General features: G+C 36.9%; 3 protein-coding genes and 1 pseudogene. 1 reads left to right on the forward strand and 3 read right to left on the reverse strand.

The annotated features are described in order from the left end of the window. The 3 genes and pseudogenes from V7137_RS30465 to V7137_RS30475 form a co-directional block, all read right to left on the reverse strand. Positions 1 to 243, reverse strand: a pseudogene (locus V7137_RS30465) (hypothetical protein); the annotation flags it as partial. Then, positions 244 to 1,644 carry a spore germination protein gene (locus V7137_RS30470; RefSeq protein ID WP_335701527.1) on the reverse strand — a complete coding sequence of 467 codons (1,401 nt, stop codon included), beginning with the start codon at positions 1,642 to 1,644 and terminating at the stop codon, positions 244 to 246. Then, positions 1,641 to 2,729, reverse strand: coding sequence for an endospore germination permease (locus V7137_RS30475; protein ID WP_335701528.1), 1,089 nt, complete (start codon positions 2,727 to 2,729; stop codon positions 1,641 to 1,643). The genes V7137_RS30470 and V7137_RS30475 overlap by 4 nt, the downstream gene beginning before the upstream one ends. A 239-nt stretch (positions 2,730 to 2,968) precedes the next feature. On the opposite strand from V7137_RS30475, the gene V7137_RS30480 reads away from it, so the two are divergent. Continuing rightward, positions 2,969 to 3,127: a hypothetical protein gene (locus V7137_RS30480; RefSeq protein WP_335701529.1), complete on the forward strand. Its 159-nt coding sequence runs from the start codon at positions 2,969 to 2,971 to the stop codon at positions 3,125 to 3,127. The last annotated feature ends 232 nt before the right edge of the window (positions 3,128 to 3,359 follow it).

Below are 3,359 nucleotides of genomic sequence, written 5' to 3' on the forward strand. Positions count from 1 at the left end.
CATCGCATCTTCCAGAGTTTTACCTTTTCCTTCTCCAATCCAGACCGGGCTAGGTTCAGCACTTTTCCCCTGATCCGATTTCGCTACATTTGAAAAATCTAAGAACTGGAGCATGACGTGATATTCATCATTCTGATAGTCAATTCCAATTCCTACTGCATAGGCTTGGAATTGAATTTCATTAATTTTCGTACATCCTGTTAAAACAAAAAATAGTATGACAATGTATAAAAATTTCCTCATCTATTCACCTGATCTTGTGCCATCTTTGATTTGTAAAGATGCCTTCCGTTTTTTCATGAATGGAAAAGGAATGCGAAAAAAAGCGAACATCATATCCTTTCCATTTGGGGAAGAGATATCTGCTAAAATAGGAACTCCAAAAGACTTCAACCTTGTTAAGTAAAGAAAAACGAATAACAGACTGGTGAAAAATCCATAAATCCCCATGAAGTAGCTAAAGAGTAAAACAAACACTCTGATAAAAAAAATATTCCCTGATAAAGACTGATTGACAAGAGTAAAGCTGGAAATGGCGGTAACCCCAATAACAACAAGCGTTGTCGGAGATGTAATTCCTCCGCGTATGGCTGCATCGCCTATGATCAAACCACCCAGAACGGCAACGGTTTGTCCAATTCCCTTGGGCAAGCGTGCCCCTCCTTCTTTAAATAGCTCAAACATGATAAGCATAACTAGAATTTCCAATAATGGTGAAAATGGCAGTCCTAGTCTTGAAACCGCAATCGTTGCAATAAGAGGAAGGGGTAATTGTCCGACATTATGTGTGATTAACGCCGCATAAAAGCCTGGCAAAAAAGCTGTCGTACAGAGACCTATAATTCGCAATGTTCTTTCCAATGATGCAAAATAAAAACTCGTGTTTTCATCTTCAGGAGTCTTAAAAAGAAAAGGAAGATCAATCGGTGCAATCAACGCAGTGGGAGCGCCATCCACGATAATGGCAAACCTCCCTTGATTGATGGCTTCTGAGACGAAATCAGCTCTACCGGAATAGTCTATTACAGGAATAAGTGAGAATTTGTGGTCCATTATATGTTCTATCAGCATAGAGGTGCTTGTTAGGATATCAACATCTATTGCCGTAAGACGTCCTTGTATATCTCTTAAAATCTCTTCATTGATAATATCCTTTATATAAAGAAGAGAAATCATTGTATTCGTTCTTTTGCCGATTGTGTAATCTTCTACTACTAAAGATTTCGTCCGTAACCTTTTGCGGATTAATCCAAGATTCGTCGTGATATCCTCGACAAATCCATCCTTCGGGCCGCGAATCGAAACTTCTGACACAGACTCATCTGGCTGTCTTGCGGGAGATTTACTGATATCATAAAAAAACACCTTATCTCCAGCAGGTATGACCATTAGCTTCCCCGAGAAAATAGCCTTCTCTATTTTTTCAGCATCGATATCCTTTTTGCTGAAAACCTCCATCTTTAAAGATTGATATATGGAGCTGGAAGTTTCAACAGAGGGCAATACGAACGACGGAATCAGACTAGTATCTGTTATGGTCTTACAATACACAAAGGTTGAAGTATGCTCCTCTTTTATTTCGATATCAGACGAATGGTTGAAAAGTCGCTGCAAGTTTTCAATAGAGAGAAGATGTTCGTTCATGATTCAATCTTGCCTCCTGACCACTTCTGTTTATTCTTCACAATGTATAGCGCCAAGATTAAGATTTGTATGATTAATAAAATGAACGACAGAGGTCTGAAATATCCATAAATAATGGTAGAGAATGGGCTTTGATCAAATGGATAGATACATGCGATAAAAAGGAAAGCATATAGGATCCTTACTACTTTTACATTCGCCATTCCTTTGGTGAGAATTCGGCATGCGATGAATATAAATAAACTGATTCTAATCACTCCACCTGAAAGCCACTGAAAAATCGCAAAAAAATCCGCATGAGAAAAATATCTTCCTATGGAAATTAAGCGCCACTCTTCATATGCAGGATATCGATACTCCGAAGCCTGCTCAGGTCCAAACTCGACAATCGCTCCGATTGTAGGTCCTAGCATTAACCCTATGATAACCAATCCAACAACGAATAATTGCTTTCTAGAAACAGCCTTTTGTAATACAGGAGTTAAAAAAATGATGATAAATAACTCTAAAATTGGCAAAGAAGTATAGAGAAGCCCCTTCGTCATTGGTAAATAGCCATCCGTAAACAATGGGAATAACAGTTCATAATGCTTTTTCTTCATATTTGCAACCGAAATAAAAAAGCCTAAGAAAAGGACTATAGGACAAAGAATACTGCTTAAGAGTCCAATCGAAAACAAGCCAGACTCGGTACATAGCAAACAAAATAAAAGCAGTACGAGAGCCAGTGTAAAACTGTTAGACTCTTGCATGTAGCTCAATTGTGACCAATAAATGATATCCTTTGCCGTCACAAAAGCATCAATCAGCATATAAATGGCTAATGGTAGAAGAAGGAGGTAATAACTAAGCGGGCTCCCATGATCCTTCAAAAGCTGAATGATGGAACTCTTGTTTATTATGACAACAATCTTATAAAGAACAAAAATCCATAAAGGTAGAATGATGAGCGTTACTAGGATACTAATCCAAGAATCTCTTTTTGCTGTCGTTAACAGGAAAGGAATAATCTCAACATGGGCAAACAAGCCCACAGAAAGCAAAATGATGTACACGATTGAAATAAATCTTAACTTATTCTGCATTTTTTTATGTCCTTTTTTCCTATTATTCATCTTATTTCCAAAAATTATTATGAATTATTTAACTATTTCATTCTGAACATGATTCGAGAATGCCAATTCTTCCATGGATTTATGTATTAAATCCATTTTTCAAAGAAAGCCCCCTTTATTTCAAGTGGAATTCACTCAATCCTCGGGATATACCGAGTGTTTATTTGTAAATAATAAGATTGTTAAACAACAAATTGAGGAGGACTTGTATGCAACAGGATCAACAAGCTAATGAGAATTTGGGTTCTATTATAAAACCAGAATTTGCCGGAACTGATGCACAAAAAGTAAAACAAGAAATTCAAAAAGATGTAAGCGAAGGACAAGGTGCAATGACTTCCCGAGAGGCAGGAGCAATGCGAGATTAAAAAACCACTCTGAGTGGTTTTTTATTTTTCTGCTTCAAAATTACACACTTACATCTCTCATTTCGATTTGATGAAGATGCTGCAAATTTAATGATTAAGCACGGATGGTTTGAAAGACCACCTCAAGCGATTGACCGTGAATACCTAGCTAAGCTAAATAATTGAACAAAATTTTTTTTAAAAAGGACAAACTGTCAGTAGCATATTACTGTTAATAACAGTATACTGTTAT

Origin of the sequence: Neobacillus drentensis (assembly GCF_036962765.1) — a bacterium.
Taxonomy (GTDB): Bacteria; Bacillota; Bacilli; order Bacillales; family Cytobacillaceae; genus Neobacillus; species Neobacillus drentensis_C.

Bases quoted from the DNA above. Each gene is read 5' to 3' on its own strand.
- V7137_RS30470 (WP_335701527.1), bottom strand. From the start codon at position 1,644: ATGAACGAACATCTTCTCTCTATTGAAAACTTGCAGCGACTTTTCAAC.
- V7137_RS30480 (WP_335701529.1), top strand. From the start codon at position 2,969: ATGCAACAGGATCAACAAGCTAATGAGAATTTGGGTTCTATTATAAAA.
- V7137_RS30475 (WP_335701528.1), bottom strand. From the start codon at position 2,729: ATGCAGAATAAGTTAAGATTTATTTCAATCGTGTACATCATTTTGCTT.